This window comes from Paeniglutamicibacter sulfureus (assembly GCF_030512175.1).
GTDB lineage: Bacteria > Actinomycetota > Actinomycetes > Actinomycetales > Micrococcaceae > Paeniglutamicibacter > Paeniglutamicibacter sulfureus.
In genome coordinates this window covers 1,762,789-1,777,462 of record NZ_JAULBL010000002.1, presented here as the reverse complement: position 1 = coordinate 1,777,462, position 14,674 = coordinate 1,762,789, and the positions used below count along the sequence as shown (strand labels likewise).

General features: G+C 63.3%; 17 protein-coding genes. 2 read left to right on the top strand and 15 right to left on the bottom strand.

What is annotated here, in order from left to right; genetic code table 11:
- Positions 1-3 precede the first annotated feature (3 nt).
- The 15 genes from Q2T94_RS14840 to Q2T94_RS14770 form a co-directional block, all read right to left on the bottom strand.
- Complete coding sequence (locus Q2T94_RS14840) at positions 4-1,554, bottom strand: flagellar hook-length control protein FliK (protein ID WP_302265325.1); 1,551 nt, start codon at positions 1,552-1,554, stop codon at positions 4-6.
- Positions 1,551-2,378 (bottom strand): C40 family peptidase, encoded by an 828-nt coding sequence (locus tag Q2T94_RS14835; RefSeq protein ID WP_302265323.1) that lies wholly within the window; start codon positions 2,376-2,378, stop codon positions 1,551-1,553. The genes Q2T94_RS14840 and Q2T94_RS14835 overlap by 4 nt, the downstream gene beginning before the upstream one ends.
- Positions 2,375-2,800, bottom strand: coding sequence for a flagellar FliJ family protein (locus tag Q2T94_RS14830; protein WP_302265320.1), 426 nt, complete (start codon positions 2,798-2,800; stop codon positions 2,375-2,377). The genes Q2T94_RS14835 and Q2T94_RS14830 overlap by 4 nt, the downstream gene beginning before the upstream one ends.
- Entirely contained in the window at positions 2,800-4,119 is a 1,320-nt protein-coding gene (locus Q2T94_RS14825) for a FliI/YscN family ATPase (RefSeq protein ID WP_217389481.1), read from the bottom strand. The genes Q2T94_RS14830 and Q2T94_RS14825 overlap by 1 nt, the downstream gene beginning before the upstream one ends.
- Complete coding sequence (locus Q2T94_RS14820) at positions 4,116-4,730, bottom strand: FliH/SctL family protein (protein WP_217389480.1); 615 nt, start codon at positions 4,728-4,730, stop codon at positions 4,116-4,118. The genes Q2T94_RS14825 and Q2T94_RS14820 overlap by 4 nt, the downstream gene beginning before the upstream one ends.
- The gene (gene fliG, locus Q2T94_RS14815) at positions 4,720-5,745 is read right to left on the bottom strand and encodes a flagellar motor switch protein FliG (protein ID WP_302265315.1); all 1,026 of its coding nucleotides are present in this window, start codon (positions 5,743-5,745) and stop codon (positions 4,720-4,722) included. Before fliG ends, Q2T94_RS14820 begins: the two co-directional genes overlap by 11 nt.
- The gene (gene fliF, locus Q2T94_RS14810) at positions 5,742-7,340 is read right to left on the bottom strand and encodes a flagellar basal-body MS-ring/collar protein FliF (protein WP_302265313.1); all 1,599 of its coding nucleotides are present in this window, start codon (positions 7,338-7,340) and stop codon (positions 5,742-5,744) included. The genes fliG and fliF overlap by 4 nt, the downstream gene beginning before the upstream one ends.
- Positions 7,340-7,648, bottom strand: coding sequence for a flagellar hook-basal body complex protein FliE (fliE, locus tag Q2T94_RS14805; RefSeq protein ID WP_217389477.1), 309 nt, complete (start codon positions 7,646-7,648; stop codon positions 7,340-7,342). The genes fliF and fliE overlap by 1 nt, the downstream gene beginning before the upstream one ends.
- Complete coding sequence (locus Q2T94_RS14800; protein ID WP_217389476.1) at positions 7,648-8,040, bottom strand: flagellar basal body rod protein FlgC; 393 nt, start codon at positions 8,038-8,040, stop codon at positions 7,648-7,650. The genes fliE and Q2T94_RS14800 overlap by 1 nt, the downstream gene beginning before the upstream one ends.
- Entirely contained in the window at positions 8,040-8,381 is a 342-nt protein-coding gene (gene flgB / locus Q2T94_RS14795) for a flagellar basal body rod protein FlgB (protein ID WP_217389526.1), read from the bottom strand. Before flgB ends, Q2T94_RS14800 begins: the two co-directional genes overlap by 1 nt.
- A gap of 113 nt (positions 8,382-8,494) precedes the next feature.
- Complete coding sequence (locus Q2T94_RS14790; RefSeq protein WP_217389475.1) at positions 8,495-8,824, bottom strand: hypothetical protein; 330 nt, start codon at positions 8,822-8,824, stop codon at positions 8,495-8,497.
- Positions 8,817-9,224: a flagellar export chaperone FliS gene (fliS, locus tag Q2T94_RS14785; protein ID WP_336245109.1), complete on the bottom strand. Its 408-nt coding sequence runs from the start codon at positions 9,222-9,224 to the stop codon at positions 8,817-8,819. Before fliS ends, Q2T94_RS14790 begins: the two co-directional genes overlap by 8 nt.
- Complete coding sequence (gene fliD, locus Q2T94_RS14780) at positions 9,221-10,546, bottom strand: flagellar filament capping protein FliD (protein WP_217389474.1); 1,326 nt, start codon at positions 10,544-10,546, stop codon at positions 9,221-9,223. The genes fliS and fliD overlap by 4 nt, the downstream gene beginning before the upstream one ends.
- 162 nt (positions 10,547-10,708) lie before the next feature.
- Complete coding sequence (locus Q2T94_RS14775) at positions 10,709-11,581, bottom strand: flagellin N-terminal helical domain-containing protein (protein WP_217389473.1); 873 nt, start codon at positions 11,579-11,581, stop codon at positions 10,709-10,711.
- Between the two features lie 122 nt (positions 11,582-11,703).
- Positions 11,704-12,516 (bottom strand): sigma-70 family RNA polymerase sigma factor, encoded by an 813-nt coding sequence (locus Q2T94_RS14770; protein ID WP_302265298.1) that lies wholly within the window; start codon positions 12,514-12,516, stop codon positions 11,704-11,706.
- Between the two features lie 237 nt (positions 12,517-12,753).
- Between Q2T94_RS14770 and Q2T94_RS14765 the strand changes: the two genes are divergently transcribed.
- Positions 12,754-13,239 carry a flagellar protein FlgN gene (locus Q2T94_RS14765; protein WP_264271546.1) on the top strand — a complete coding sequence of 162 codons (486 nt, stop codon included), beginning with the start codon at positions 12,754-12,756 and terminating at the stop codon, positions 13,237-13,239.
- A 9-nt stretch (positions 13,240-13,248) separates the two neighbouring features.
- Positions 13,249-14,667 carry a flagellar hook-associated protein FlgK gene (gene flgK, locus Q2T94_RS14760; protein WP_302265293.1) on the top strand — a complete coding sequence of 473 codons (1,419 nt, stop codon included), beginning with the start codon at positions 13,249-13,251 and terminating at the stop codon, positions 14,665-14,667.
- Positions 14,668-14,674: the final 7 nt, after the last annotated feature.

Sequence of the window (14,674 nt, the reverse complement as noted above, 5' to 3'; positions counted from 1 at the left end):
TTCCTAAGCCATCACGTCGAGATGGGAAGTATCGTGCAGGGCAAGGGTGGTTTCCCGCCCCGCTGTTTGGGGTGCCGGTTCGCCGCGGGTGCGCAATCCCGGAGAAGGGGCACCGGTGAAGGGACGTGCGTCCCCGCCGCCCGCGTTCTGGCTGCCGGTGTGGCCGCCAGGAGTGGAGGAGGAATCCGTTCCGCTGGACAACATGATGGTTCCTGAGCCCGTGGCGGCCAGTTCACGCCGCAGCTCCGGCAGCATGGCTCGCAACGCCTCGCGCCCGGCGTCAGTGGGCGCAGAGAGCTCCATTCGGATGCCTTCACCGCCCAGGAGCGCCTTGACAGTGATGGGGCCCAACGCCTCGGGGGCGATGTTGACACTCAGTGTTCGTTCCCCGTTCGGTCCGGCGGCAAGGCTGGCGATGGGCCCGAGCAATTGCCGGTGCAACGGGGCCGGTGTCTGGGACCGCAACAACGGGGTCTCTGCGGCGGAAGACTCGAGCGGGTCCACTGCCGAGATGCTTGCATCGCCGACGACACCGGCCGCCGCCGTCGCTCCAGTAGCGGCCATCCGGACATCGCCCTGGCCGACGACAACAGGAATCGGCTGGGAGCCGGAGTTGGATACAGCCTGTACCTCTTGCGTTCCGGCCGGCGCCGTGGCGGCACTGCCGGCCTGAGTTTGGCCTGCGTCCGGTTCCTGCTGCGTGTGAACCGAGTTGACATCCGGTGCGGTTACCAGGCCGTGGATTTCTGCGTTCGACACGGCAGCTGCGGATTCCGCGATGGGTGTTGCAGCCGCTTTCATGACTGGAGCCAATGCATCCTTGGTTCCAGTGGGTTCGGAATTGGCGGACACCGCGAGTGCTTGCGGGGGCGGCGTCACGGCAGCGCGGGAATCGGCGACCATGGACCCGGCGACGGTGGTCCCAGGAATGGGCGCCACATGCAGGGGCGACCCGCCTTCGGGCAACGGGAGAACCAACAAGGGTGCCTCCGCGACAGGCAGTTGCGCAGCTTCCGGAGGAGCAACGGCCCTGGGACTCGGCACAACCAGCCACGGCGCGACGGCCACCGGCAATGGCGAGCCTGCCGGCGAACCAGCGACCTGTTCGGCGGAAACGGGCTCGGTGGAACCGGCCGCCTGCTCGTTGCCGGTTTTGGTGACCGTTGTGGATCCCGTGGGCAGTGCGGCAGGAGCCGATAGCGCCGGGTGCTGCGCCCGCTGGTTCATCACGGCCACTGCATCCGCTGCTAAGTTATTGGATGTCCGTGCAGCAGGTGCGGCGGTTTCCAAGGACTGCGAGCCAACGAGGGATGCTTCCGGGGTGTCGATTGCGAGTTTTCCATTTGCTGGATTCGCCGGTTCGACATCTGTTGCCCCCATGCCGGTTGTCCCAGGTGCACCCGGGTTACCGGGTACAGGTGCGGTGGGAATCATGGAGGCAAAGACCTCGGCGAACTGATCCGAAGGAGAGGCACCCAGGTCCCCGGATTTCGCGGAAGCCGAGGACGCCGAGGCAACCGGCAGTGTGGAGTGGGGGGACGGGAAGTGAATCATGCGCCACTCACCGCAGTCGAGAAGAGAGCGCGCTGCGCTGCCGCAGTGAGCTCGGCCTGCTGGGTCGCGGCAGAGGCCGTGGCGGCGGCAGGGGTCTTGGCCTCGGACGCCCCGGCGGTTGCGGACGGCACAATGCGGCGAATGGTCATGATCGTGGCATCGGTTTCAAAGAGTTTCCGGATGCTCACGCTTTCCCCCGGACGCGGGGCATGGATCATCTTGTTGTCTCCCAGGTAAATGCCAATATGGCCACCTCCACGGGTGACGATCAGGTCGCCGGGCTTGGCCTGGGCAAGTGAGGGAACCTCGGTTCCTTCCTTGGCCTGTTGCCGGGCTACCCGGGGAAGTTCCACGCCCAGGTCCCTGAAGGTGTGCTGCACGAAGGACGAGCAGTCCAGGCCGATCTTGGGGTTGTTTCCGCCCCAAACGTATGGAATGCCGAGGTACTTCTTCGCATTCTGCACCACGTCGGAGCCATCCACGCCGTCGGCCGTTGCCGGAGGCTCATTGCCCACCGACCTGGATTTTTCGACTGCTGAACCGGACCCCGACGCCACGGTGGGCGTAGGTGCCGGTGATGCGGTGACGGGGCTTGCGGCCACTGACGGTGCCATGGCCTGATGCAGTGCCTGGGTGAACGCGGCCGGAGTCGTGGGCAGTGCACCCGGAGTTGCACCGAGCCCCGGGACGGTGCCGGCCAAGGCAGCAGCACTCGCGGAACCGGCGGACGATGCCTCGGCCTTCGCAGGTGCCGGGGTTCCGCTGACGCGCGCCAGTGTTGATTGGATAGCGCCAATACGTGTTGCCATGCCATCAAAGCTCACGGTGTCTTCCCTTCAAAGGCGCTGGTGGCACCCAGGTCGTCAAGGAGCAATTGTTCACGGGAGAGGGCTTCGGTACGCACCCTCACCTCATGGCGGTCGGCCAGCTTTTCCAGGGCCTTGAGCTCCTTGCGGGCCTGGTCATGGGTTTCCCGGGCTTCTTCAGCTTTCCCGTCCAAGCTGGAAACCAGCGTGTCCAGTTCCAGCAGTATGCCGCGCGTGGAGGCACGCGAGGCAACCAAGGCCATTAGCGTCTCGCTGTCCACCGGTGCCCGCTCGGGAGCGGCCATGGCATCGCGCATGGCGTTCCGCTCCATGGTCCGCTGGCGCAGGCTGCGGTTGGCCGCCGCGAGGTCTCCCGCCGCCTTGGTTTCCTGCAGTCCGCGCAGGCGCAGCAGGCCCGAAAGTGCAAATCCCCTGGACATCAGGACACCCCCATGGTTCGTAGCAATGATTGAAGTTCGGCCCAGGACTGGCCGCTGGGCACCGGCTCCTCGAGCCGTTGCTGCAGAAATCGATTGATCGCAGCCTCGTGATCGACGGCCGCATCCGCCAGCGCGTTGCTTCCGCGCTGGTAGGCACCGACATCCAGAAGGTCCTGCACGGCACGGCGTGCGGCCATGACCTTGCGCAGGGCTCCCGCCGCGGTGGCCTGTTCACGGCTGGTCACCCGGGAGGCGACGCGCGAAACCGAGGCCAGTGCGTCAATGGACGGGAAGTGGCCGGAGATGGCCAGTTTCCGATCCAGGACGATGTGCCCGTCCAGCAGCGAACGGGTCGCGTCGGCGATGGGTTCGTTGTGGTCGTCCCCGTCCACCAGCACGGTGTAGATCCCGGTGATGGAACCGGTCGCGGACGTACCTGCACGCTCAAGCAGCCGGGCCAGCAGGGAGAAGGTGGAGGGCGGGTAGCCGCGGGTTGCCGGAGGCTCGCCCGCGGAGAGCCCGATTTCACGTTGGGCCATGGCCACACGGGTAAGCGAGTCCATCATGAGCAAGACTTGGGCACCGGATTCACGGAAGGACTCGGCAATGCGGGTGGCCACGAAGGCCGCCCGCAGGCGCATGCGTGCCGGTTCGTCGGCGGTGGACACCACGACGATCGAGCGGGCCAGGCCCTCGGCACCCAAATCCTCTTCAAGGAATTCCCTGACCTCGCGCCCCCGCTCGCCCACCAGGGCAATGACATTGATCTGGGCCGAGGTGCCACGGGCAATCATGGACAGCAGCGAGGACTTGCCGACTCCGGATCCGGCGAAAAGCCCGATGCGCTGGCCGGCACCCACCGCGGTGAGGGTGTCCATGGCGCGAACACCCAGCTGCAGCGGGGTGGTGATCCGGCTGCGTTCCAGTGCCGCAGGCGCATGGTGCTCCATGGGAACCAGGGTGTGCTCCCCCAGCGGGCCGCGCCCGTCAATGGGCTGGCCCAATCCGTCCAGCACCCGGCCGAGCAGTCCCGTGCCGACGGGAATGTAGGCGGCCGATCCGCTGCTGTGCACGAAATCGCCGACCCGGATGTCATCCATCGGCCCCAGCGGCATGCAGTGAAGCGTGTCCCGGCGCGCGGCAACCACTTCGGCGGCAACCTTGTCGTCGCCGATCTCCAGCACCGTGCCCAAGGGCGCATTCAGGCCCGCAACCTCAAGCCCCAACCCGACCACCGAACTCACCACTCCCATTCGCACAGGCTCGGCCGCGAGGAGTGCTGCGTCAAGGCCGGTCCAGGTTTGCGTTTCTAGGCTCATGTGCCAGCCCTTCGCAGGGCGATTTGGGCCCGCTCAAGCGCGGTTGCAATGCGTGCATCAAGGAAGCCCTCGTCGAAGGCTGTCAGCGCGTCGCCACGGATTAACGAGGGGTCGGGAATCAAAGCTATGTCGGTGCCCGGCAAGGTTTCCAAGCCCAGCAGCTCCAAGTCTTCCGGGTTCATGCGAACCTGACGCACGGTGGGGGCATCAACGCCGTCCATGGCGCGATCGAGTGCCGCCTTGGCCCCGAAGCGATGATTCGACAATTCGGCACCCACGATTTTTTCGGCCAGCAGCAGCGCCGATTCCACCATCACGGTGGAAGCCTGCTCCAGCACAGGGACCGTGCAAGCATGTAAGGCGGCGGCCGCGGCATGCAACGCTGCGATAGCCGCGGCGTGTTCTTCGTCCCGGGCAGATTGGACTACAGCGGCAGCGCGAGCCAAGACTTCGCGCTGGGTACGCGCTACGGCCTCGGCGGCTCGGATGCCCTGAGCGTAACCAGTAGCGTATCCGTGAGCCTGCGAGTTGAGTCTGTCGCTACTGGTGTCAGATAAGGGATTCAGTACACCGAACTTCACTGTTTCGAAAGTGACTGGCTCATAGGACATAGTCGTCCTTGTCGGCACGCTTGATCGTTATTTCCCCGCTGGATTCCAGTGCCCGGATGGTCTGAACTATATCGGCGCGGGCCTCTTCCACCAGCGAAATGCGCACCTTTCCCATTGAAGATATTTCGGCATCTAGGATGCTTCTGGTGCGTTCCGAGATATTTCCCCGGACGGTATCTTCGACGTCGGTCGACACACCCTTGAGCGCAAGGGCCAACGTTGTGGGGTCGACTCCGCGCAGAACGCGCTGGACGTCGATGCGATCGAACTTGACAAGGTCAGCGAAGGACAGCATGCGTGAGCGCACTTCCTCGGCCAATTCGGGATCGCTCTCGTCTAGCGAGGAGAGCACTTCCTTTTCCACCGCGATGTTCGAGCGGTTCAAAATGTCCACCAACGGCTGGATGCCTCCGACGGCCTGAAGGGGTTCGTGACTGGCCATAACGGATCCGGTACGCTTCTTCAGTTCCTCGGCCACCACGCGCACGGCTTCGGGCACGGCGGTACCCATGGCGGCCAGAGCCACGACAACGGCAGGGCGTTGGGAAGAGTCGAATCCTGCCAGCACCGAGGAAGCCACCTCGGGGCGCAAGTGGGCCAAAACCAAGGCGATGGTTTGCGGCAGTTCGCCGTCGAGAAGTGAGGCTATGTGCGCTGGTTCGGTGGATTCAAGGAATTCAAAAGTCATCCCCGCCATCGTGGAGGAAAGACGGTTCATCACGGTCATGGCCTTCTCGGCCCCGAAAGATGCTTCCAACAGGCTAGCGGCCGTGTCACGACCCCCACGAGCATTCGGTTTCCCGGCCGTAGCCAGGTCGTGAAGCTCGTTGATGGCATGTTCGACTTGTTGGGCTTCAACACGGCTCAGGCGCACGATTTCCGCAGCGATCTCATCTGCCTCGAACTCAGAGAACTGTCGCATGACTTCCGCCGCTTGGCGCGTTTCGAGTTGCATCAGCAATACTGCAACCTTCTGTATGCCTGTCAGATTCCCGGTTGCTGGGGGCTGCTTCATTCGGTGCTCCGATCGTCCATCACGGTGCGCAGGTAATCAGCCATCGCGGCTGGATCGCTGGCGGCAAGTGCCGCCAGTTGCTCACGTTTGATGTGTTGTGGGGTTACCAACGGAGCCACGGGCTCGGGGGTCGGAACCTGGCTAATGGCCATGGTGTTAAGGGACGCGACCTCGGCTGCTGCCGGTGCCGGTGGCAGCGACGTGAATTCGCGGAACTCGCCCAGGTCCACCGGTTCGCGGTTTTGCTTGTTGCGCCTCACATAGAGTGCGTAAACCACCGCAAGGATCAGTGCCAGGCCAATGACCCCGGCAATGATCAAGGTGCGCTGGAGCTCCGCGGTGCGGGCTGCCTCCTCCGCGGCGGCTGCGGCGGCGAGCGCTTCCTCCGCGGCTGCGGCGCCGTCGGCGTTGAAGGGCACGACCGAGACATTGACGGTGTCGTTGCGTGCCTCGTCGATACCTGCCGCAGTGCTGACCATCTGGGTGATGTCGGGGATGCTCAGGCCCTGGGTGGCTGCCGAGTTCAGGGCCACCGAGACGCTCTGCCGGTTCAGGTTGCCGGAGGGGATCAAGCGGTTCTCGGTCACCTTGTTCACCGCATTGGTGCGTTGGTTGTCGGTGGAGGTAAAGGTTCCCTCGCCGTTCTCGCCGCCGGGCACCGCAATGTTGTCCGGGCCCAGCACTCCTGCGCCGGCCCCACCGCTGCCCTCATATTCCTCTTCCTTGACGGATTCGGTCAGCGCAGGGTTGCCCTCGGGGTTGGTGAAGGATTCCTCGGTGCGTTCCGCCGATTCCAGGGACAGGTCGGCTGCCACGGCGACCGTGGCGTTGCCCGGGCCGACCACGCGGTCGAGCATGGCCTGGATGACTCCGGCTACGCGGGTTTCGTAGTCGGCAGCTTGCTTTTCGGCGCCGCCGGTCAACCCGACACCTGCGGCGGAAAGCAATTTGCCCGTCGAATCCACGACGGAGATGTCCTCGGCCTTGAGCCCGTCAACGGCCGCGGAGGTCAAGTGCACGATGGCCTGGACCTGGTCGTTGCCCAAGGTCACGTTGGGCTTGGTTTCGACAAAGATCGAGGCGGTGGGGTTGGTCTTGGAATCCACGAAAACGGTTTGCTCCGGAATGGCAAGCTTGACCGAGGCAAGGTTGACCCCGTCCATGGCCTGGATGGTGCTGGCCAGTTCGCCTTCGAGCGCCCGCTTGTAGGTGACGGACTGCTGGAATTCGCTGGAAGTCACGCCCATGTCATCGAGCAGGGAGTATCCACTGGTGCCGGCTGTGGGCAGCCCGGCAGCTGCGGCCTTGAGACGCGAGTCGTAGACATTGGCCTCGGGCACCAGTATGGTGCCCCCTCCCCCGGTAAGTTCATAGGGAACCGAATCGGCCTTCAATTGTTCTACGACACCGGCGGCGTCTTCCGGGGCAAGGCCCGTGAACAACGGTGTGAGCTTGGGCTGGCTCATGAAGGAAACCAAGGCAATGGTTCCCAAGGCCAGGACGGCGATGCCGATCAAGGCAATGGTGCGTTGTGCCAGGCTGAAGCCGCGCACGGCATCCGCGGCCTTCGCCAGCGGGGCTGGAACGTTAGCCACTAGGCTTGCATCCTCATGATCTCGTTGAAGGCCTCAACTCCACGGTTGCGGAAGGTGGAAACCATCTCCAGGGCTACTGCAGAACGAGTCGAGGCGAGGGTGGCGGCATGGATATCCGTCAGGTCCCCGGTCACGGCCTTGATGGAAAGATCATTGGAGGTGGCCTGCAGGGACTGGACCTGGTCCACGGCTCCTCCCAGGGCATTGGCAAAAGCCGAGCCGTCGGTGGCGGATGCACCGGCCGGCTTCAGGTATCCGGTGGGCAGGGTGGGGCTGACGCCCGCGACGGGGCCGATTTCGAAGGCCATTACTGGTTGCGTCCGATCTGCAGTGCTGCCTGGTATGTTTCCTTGGCGCGGTCCACAACCGCGGCGTTGACCTGGTAGCCACGCTGGGCCATGATCAGGGATCCCATTTGCTCGGACATGTCGATATCCGGGTAGCGGACATTGCCTTCCTCGTCCGCCAAGGGGTGGTCCGGTTCGTGCACGATGCGCCCCTCGGCGTCCCCGAACTCCGCACCCGCGACATACACGCCGGTGTTCTCGGCACCGGCCTGGGCCAAGACGTAGCGGGCCCGGAAGGCTTCGCCGTCGGTGGCAGTGGCGGTGTTCGCATTGGCCAGGTTGTCGGAGACGGCGTCAAGCCATTTGCGGTGCACGGTCAGTGCGCTGCCGGCGATTCCGATGGCGTCAAGCATTAGTTGCTCCGAAGGGCGGTGCGGATGGAGTTGAACGGCCCGGAGGCGGCCTGCGTGGCGAATTGGTAGCGCAACACGGTATCGATGTTCGAGAGCGTCTCGGTGTCCAGATTGACGTTGGATCCGTCGAGACGTGTGGGCTCCAAGGAGGCCGAAGTGGTCGCAGCCGCTAGGCCGTTGCCTTCGGCCACCGACTTTGACAGGGCCGATTCAAACTCAACACGGCGGGCGTGGTAGCCGGGGGTGTTGACGTTGGCGATGTTGTTGGCGATGGCTCGCTGGCGCAGTGCCAGGCCATCCAGGGCACTTTCGATCGCCATGGACGTGACGGAATTGAACACGACGAATCGCTCCAAGGTCGTTTCGTGGCCCATCCGTGGGCTCAAAAGGAAGTGAGCTATCCGTGCTCAAACTAGACAATCGGTTACCGGGCGTTGGCCGTTAGCTGTTTGGGCTATCCGACCGAATCCAGGTAAACGGAGGTCGCTGACGAATCCCGTGGAACCGATGACACGGCACGGAGCTGCCGTGCGGCTTCGTCGCGCCGTTCCCCCAGGACCGGGGTGAGCGAATCCATTTCCTCGAGTAGCGCTCGCGCCCGTGGGGCAAGTTCCGGTGGCAATTCGCCGAGGCCGGCCGGCGGGCTCCATGAAGTGTCGGGCAGCTCGAACAAGGAGGTGTCATCCGCGCAAGATTCGCGCAGTTGGGCCACCTGGTCCTCCAAATCGGCGAGGAAGCGTTCCCATGGGACCGAGTGCCCGGCGGATTCGGGCTGATTAGCCAATGTGGACGCCACCGGTGCTGGGGGCAGCCGGGGCGGAAGCTGCCTCGTGCCAGGTTTGCCGCAGTGGCTCCATGATGCCGATGGCCTGTCGCGTCAACGCCGGGTCGCGCTTGACGTTCGCATCAATGAGCAGCTGGGTGGCGAAGGCGTAGATGCTGTGGAGCGCGGTTGCCCCCGACCAGGCCTCGGAGTCCAGGCTTGAGACCAGTTCGGAAATGATGGCCTGGGCATGCACCAGGTTTTCCGAGGACACTGCCCAGTCCGCTGCGAGTTGCGCTGCTTCGGCACGGTTCAGGTCCACCAACAGGCGGTCGTAGAGCATGGTGAGAAGGCGCGCCGGGCTGGCCGAAAGGATTGCTTCGCGATTGAGTTGGGCAAGTTTCTGGGCGGGGTTCATCATGACTGCTTCTGCGTTGTCGGGAGCGAGGCCAATTGAGAGGCAAGATACGACGATTGTGAATTGAGATTGCTCATTTGAACTTCGAGAGCCGAGTAGATCCGCTTGAGCGTGGCTTCCCGACTGTCCAGGCGCCGGTCCCAGTCCGAGATCTGGTCATCAAGACGGGTCACGACCGATTCCTGGCCTTTGATCCGGGAGGTGATGACCCCGTCGTATTTGTCGGACATGTCCGTCGACACCGCGGAGACCCGGGAAGAGATGGTCTGCAGCACCGTTTCGACCCGGGCTGGATCTTCGGCCAGGGCCTGGGAGAACTTTTCGGAATCGAATTCGAGCTTGCCGTCCTTGGTGATGGAGATGCCGATCTCGGAAGGCGACTTGCCGTCAATCGGCGAGATCGCCGCGTCCATCACCCGCTGCTTCACCATCCGCGCCGTGCTGTCACCGGTGAAGATCATGCCCTTCGTGGCACCGCCGGTTCCGGAAGTGACCGAGGAGTTTGTGGCAATGAAATTGAAGAGACCGTTGAGGGAATCCACCAGGTTCGAGGCGATCTTGGAGGTGGCTTCGCCGTCGCGCTCCACGGACACGGTGACTGGTTCGGTGGAAACCTTGGAGACTGTGACATCGACTCCCGGCAAGAGGGAGGCGAACGTGTTGGTCGTGGAGCTAACAGATTGCTCTGCGGCGGTTCCGGCCCAGAGCTTGAGCTCGGCGTCCTGTGCCGCGCGGATTTCCGTCATCGGAACCGCGGTCCCGGAAATGGTAAAGGAGTTCGCGGCACCTGAGTCGCCGGAGGAGAATTGGACCCGGTATTGGTCCACACCGTTCGCGTCCTTGCCGGCGGAAACCTTGACCGCTTGCACGCCGCTATCGGAGGCATTGACAGCAGTGACGATGTCATCGAGTGAATTCGATGGTGCCGTTATGAGCGTTTCGGTGCCGTCGGCGGCGATGATGGAGAAGCTGGATTCGGTCCATTCGGTGACCGGATCGGAGACCTGGAGCTGACTTTGGGCCAGCTTGGTCACCGTAAGGTCCAGGGATCCCGCGCTTGCGCCGGCGGTGGTCGTTACGGTCAGTCCCTCGGAGCTTCCCGAGGTGCTGAAAAGCTGCAGCGATTCAGGCTTGGCCAGTTTCGTGGTCAGAGTTGCGAGGTCCGCGACGCGGGTGTTGAGCGCCTGTAGGGCCGACACCATGGTCTGGGTCGCGCTGACCTTGTTTTTCAGGATGTTCTGCGGGATCGCCTCCACCTGCATGAGGGATTTGATCAATGCCGTGGTGTCCAGCCCGCTGGCGAGTCCGTCGAGTGCCAGGCCCATGTTTTCTCCGCTTCTACCTATGGTGTGGATACCGCAAATCTCCCGCGGCAGGCAATTGACTCGGAGAGCCGATGCCTGCCACGGGAGATCGTTTGCGGCTTGGCGCGTTCCCGGACATCTTCACTGCCCGGGAAAGCCAGTTGCCAAAAACGCCCTGAAAGCTTAGCCGAGAAGCTGCAGCACGCCCTGGTTGGCCTGGTTGGCCTGCGCGAGCATGGCGGTTCCGGCCTGGGACAGGATGTTCGAGCGGGTGAAGCTAACCATTTCGGAAGCCATGTCAACGTCGCGGATGCGGGACTCTGCAGCTTGCAGGTTCTCGCGGGAAACATTGAGGGTGTTGATGGCCGACTCGAAGCGGTTCTGGTTGGCACCAAGATCGGCACGCGAGGTGGATACGTTCTTGATTGCCACGTCGATCGCTTCGATGGTCGTCTGTGCCGCGGTGGCATCGGTGACGAGGAATCCGGCGGCCGCGGTCGAGACAGTGCCACCGGTCATGGTCACGACGCCCGAGAGCGAAGTTGCCAGGCTGTCGAGTGAAACCGAGATCTGCGATGCTGCATCACCTTCGGCGCCTACCTGGAAGGCGAGAGAAGCCGGTCCGGCGGTTGCGCCACCCTGGAACAGGTTGATGCCATTGAAGTTCGTGGATTCCGAGATACGCGAAAGCTCGGAGCCGAGCGCATCCGCTTCCCCCTTGATGGCTGCACGTGAATCGGCGTTGTTCGAGTCGTTACCACCCTGGACAGCAAGGTCACGCATGCGCTGCAGGATGGAGTGGACCTCGGTCAGGGCGCCTTCAGCGGTCTGGATGACCGAGATGCCGTCCTGGGCGTTGCGGGCTGCAACGGTGAGGCCGTTAACCTGCGAGCGCAGGCCCTCGGAGATTGCCAGACCTGCTGCATCGTCGGCTGCGCGGTTGATGCGCAGGCCGGAGGAGAGCTTCTCCAGCGACTTGGAAAGGTCGTTCTGCGTGCTGGTCAGGTTGCGGTGAGCGTTAAGCGCCGCGATGTTGGTATTGATCTGCATACCCATGGTGAATTCCTCCGTGAGACGGGTGTCTGTAACGAGGTCCGTCCGTGGACCTCAATCACCGACTATCGGCCACCCACCAGGGTTTGTTAGCAGACCGGAGAAAAAATTTCGCTCGGACCCGGCTAGGCCGTTGGCGACACCGCGCCGCCGGCGATGCGCACGATCCCGCCGGACACCCGCTGGCCAAATTCCTCCAGGTAAAGCTCGCGTCGCCGGGTCGCGGCCCGGGTCATGGCGGTTTCCGGTGCGGGTGGCTGCTCCGGCACATAGCGCGTTTGCAGTCCCTCGTGAAGCAGCTTCATGGCGGAGGTGCGGCGCTGGGAGATCGCCGAATGGGTGACACCCATTTCGGCAGCAAGTTCCTTCACTGTCGAGCCCTGGAAGTAGATGCGCTCAATGATGACACGCAGGTTCTCCGGCAACGCGGCAACGGCATCCCGGATCACCTTGGTGTGCTCGGTCTCGAGCAACGCCTCTTCAGGGGTCTCGGTGCCGGAGACGAGGTAGTCGTTCATGGTGTCGTCGATCGATACGACCGTGCGGGCAGAATCGCTCAAGATCGCAAGGGTTGACGCCTGGTCCATGCCGAGGGCGTCGCAGAGCTCGGAAACGGTGGGGGTTCGCCCCAATGCTGCGGTCAGGGATTCCTGGACCGTACGGGTTTCGGTGATCTTCTTCCGCGCACCCCGGGTGGCCCAGTCGTTGGATCGCATGTCGTCCGCGAATGCCCCGAGGATGCGCCGGCGCGCGTAGGCTCCGAAGGGGACGCCCAGCGAATCGTCAAAGGCACCCGCGGCAGTAATGAGTGCTATGGCACCCACCGAAGCGAGGTCTTCACGGGAAAGGTGGGTCGCCTTGGCACATAATTCTGCCGCAAGATATCCGACCAAGGGAAGGTTCTCTATAACCAACTGGTTGCGTGCCTGTCGCTCCACCCGGATCGTCCTTGTCAATTTGAGTGATGATCAAGCCAAGAGCTATTGCTAGTGGCCACGTCTGTTTTCCCCAAAAAAACAATTTCCCCAACGAAGATACTAGCCCGAATATCCCCAAAAAGCGGACTTGAAAGCACCCCAATTTGAAGTTGTACAACTAACGTTCACTTTGGACCGGCCGATAGACTGAAATAACTGGGGATATTTGGGGGCACAACAGTCTGGAGAGATGGATACATGGGAACCAATGAGCTTTCGGCCCTGTTGTGGAAAGAACGGGAACTACTCGAGTTGCTTCACTTCAAGTTGGAGGAAGAGCACTTGTTGCTGGTCTCCGGGAAGTCGCAATGGATTCCGCTGGCGACGCGGGAAATCGAGAACATTCTCGAGAAGGTCCACGCCGCCGGTCTTGCGCGCGCCTTGGAAGCGTCACAGCTGGCATCCACTTGGGGAATTGACGCGGCTTCACCCTTGACCCGGATCATTGAGGCGGCGCCTCCTGGTCCGTGGAATGAAATCCTCACCGCACACCTGACTGCGCTGCGGAACACCACGGCTGAAATCACCCGACTACGGGACGCCAATGAACAGTATCTGCGGGCGGCCTACCGCTCCACCCAGGAAACGCTGGCGAACCTGGGTGAGGACACCTCGCTATACGGTCCTTCCGGAACATCGGCGGCACACAATTCCGGTGCACACATCATCGACACGAATCTATAGGGAACTGACATGAGTACGTTCAGCGGACTGAATACGGCCATGTCCGGCCTCAACGCGGCGCGCCTCGCCATGGAGACTGCCGGAAACAACCTGGCCAATGTGGGCACCGCGGGTTACACACGGCAGCGGGCCGACTTCGTCTCTGCAGGTTCCGTCGCTTCCACCGGTATGCTCGCTTCGCGCCCCGGCGTTGGCCAGGGAGTGGTTCTCACCGGAATCGCCCGGCTCGCCGATGCGCACCTGGATGCCCGCGTGCGCGGGACCGTGGCCTTGGCCGCGCAGTCAGACACCCGTGCCGAGGGCCTGACAAACCTCGAGGGGATCCTGCGGGAACCAGGCGAGAACGGCCTGTCCTCATTGCTCAATGACTTCTGGGCCGGCTGGGAAGATGTGGCCAACCAGCCAGGCGAATCTTCCCCGGCAGCCGTCCTGCTGGAACGGGCCAAGGCGGTGGTGAACCGCATCGACCAGTCCCACACCGAAGTAACCGACCAGTGGTCTGCCCAACGCCAGTCCCTGGACACCATGGTCAATGACGTCAACAGCGCGGCAAACACCGTCGCCGGGCTCAATGCCCAGATTCGTTCCGCGGTCGCGGCCGGTGGGGCGCCAAACGCCTTGCTGGACCAGCGTGCCGTGCTCACGCAAACCATCTCGGAACTCTCCGGCGCGACGGTTCGCGAACTGCCCGACGGCACCGTGGACGTGTTGATCGATGGCAACGCCTTGGTCACCGGCTCAACGGTGCGTCCTTTGGAGGTCACCGGGTCGGCTACGTTCGATGGCGGCACGGCCCGGGCGCTGCAGTGGACCCACCGCCCGGGACAGCCCGTGGCTCTGCAGGCAGGCCGCATCGCCGGCACTGTTTCCCTGCTCGCACCGGCCGATGATGCTGGAACCGGTGGACCGCTGGCCGAGGCAGCCAAGTCGCTGGACGTCATTGCAGAGAAGCTGGCCACCACAGTCAACGCGGCGCAAGCGAACGGCAAGACGGTGGACGGCACCCCCGGTCCCCCGTTCTTTGGAATCACCGATTCCAACAATCCGGCACGCTCGCTGAGGGTGTTGGCCACAGGGGCCAAGGACCTTGCCACCGCCGGCACCAACGGTGGCGCGCTCGACGGCTCCAACGCAACGGAAATGTCCAAGCTGGGCGGCTCCCCCGACGGTCCCGACGCACTCTGGGCCAATATGGTCATCAAGATCGGAACCGCGACCAAGTCCGAAGCCCAGCAGGCAGTCTCGACGGCCGTTGCCGCTGCCGGTGCCGTCAACGCCCAGCAATCGGTCTCCGCTGTTTCCATCGATGAGGAAAACGTAGCCCTCATCGCCAACCAACACGCCTTCCAGGGCGCCGCACGGGTCATGACCGCCATTGATGAAATGCTCGACACCCTCATCAACCGCACCGGGCTCGTTGGACGATAAAGGAGAA

Excerpts from the sequence above, each read along its gene's own strand:
- Q2T94_RS14840 (WP_302265325.1), bottom strand. The coding sequence starts at position 1,554 with ATGATTCACTTCCCGTCCCCCCACTCCACACTGCCGGTTGCCTCGGCG.
- Q2T94_RS14830 (WP_302265320.1), bottom strand. The coding sequence starts at position 2,800 with ATGTCCAGGGGATTTGCACTTTCGGGCCTGCTGCGCCTGCGCGGACTG.
- Q2T94_RS14825 (WP_217389481.1), bottom strand. The coding sequence starts at position 4,119 with ATGAGCCTAGAAACGCAAACCTGGACCGGCCTTGACGCAGCACTCCTC.
- Q2T94_RS14820 (WP_217389480.1), bottom strand. The coding sequence starts at position 4,730 with ATGTCCTATGAGCCAGTCACTTTCGAAACAGTGAAGTTCGGTGTACTG.
- fliG (WP_302265315.1), bottom strand. The coding sequence starts at position 5,745 with ATGAAGCAGCCCCCAGCAACCGGGAATCTGACAGGCATACAGAAGGTT.
- fliE (WP_217389477.1), bottom strand. The coding sequence starts at position 7,648 with ATGGCCTTCGAAATCGGCCCCGTCGCGGGCGTCAGCCCCACCCTGCCC.
- Q2T94_RS14800 (WP_217389476.1), bottom strand. The coding sequence starts at position 8,040 with ATGCTTGACGCCATCGGAATCGCCGGCAGCGCACTGACCGTGCACCGC.
- fliS (WP_336245109.1), bottom strand. The coding sequence starts at position 9,224 with ATGATGAACCCCGCCCAGAAACTTGCCCAACTCAATCGCGAAGCAATC.
- fliD (WP_217389474.1), bottom strand. The coding sequence starts at position 10,546 with ATGGGCCTGGCACTCGACGGACTCGCCAGCGGGCTGGACACCACGGCA.
- Q2T94_RS14775 (WP_217389473.1), bottom strand. The coding sequence starts at position 11,581 with ATGGGTATGCAGATCAATACCAACATCGCGGCGCTTAACGCTCACCGC.
- Q2T94_RS14765 (WP_264271546.1), top strand. The coding sequence starts at position 12,754 with ATGGGAACCAATGAGCTTTCGGCCCTGTTGTGGAAAGAACGGGAACTA.
- flgK (WP_302265293.1), top strand. The coding sequence starts at position 13,249 with ATGAGTACGTTCAGCGGACTGAATACGGCCATGTCCGGCCTCAACGCG.